General features: G+C 44.1%; 1 protein-coding gene. It reads left to right on the top strand.

Features of this window, described 5'->3' with window-relative positions; genetic code table 11:
* Positions 1-431 (top strand): CBS domain-containing protein (locus A3751_RS02670; protein ID WP_156492220.1); only part of this gene is annotated, 431 nt, incomplete at both ends.

The following is a 431-nucleotide window of genomic DNA, read 5'->3' on the forward strand; positions in this document are numbered from 1 at the left end:
AATTATTGGGCTAAATATCGACGACAGCATGGATGACCTCATAGACCAAGTAAAAGACTCTCAACACACACGGGTCCCTGTTTATAAAGGCAATATAAACAACATCATCGGTGTCCTACACCTTAGAAACATGACAAGAGTAATATCCGCTCAAGAAGCAAATAAGGCACTCCTTTTGCAGGTTTGCAGAGAGCCGTATTTTATTCCCGAGAGCACCCCCCTAAACCAGCAACTTCTGCAATTCCAAAAAGAAAAGCGGCGTATTGGGATTGTGGTAGATGAGTATGGTGACGTTCTAGGCTTAGCAACGATGGAAGACATCCTCGAAGAAATTGTTGGCGAATTCACAACCGATTACTCAACCTCAAGCGGCTCAGACATTACTAAACAAGAAGATGGGAGCTATCTAATCGACGGGTCCACAACCATCC

The sequence above is a fragment of the Oleiphilus sp. HI0080 genome, from assembly GCF_001635135.1.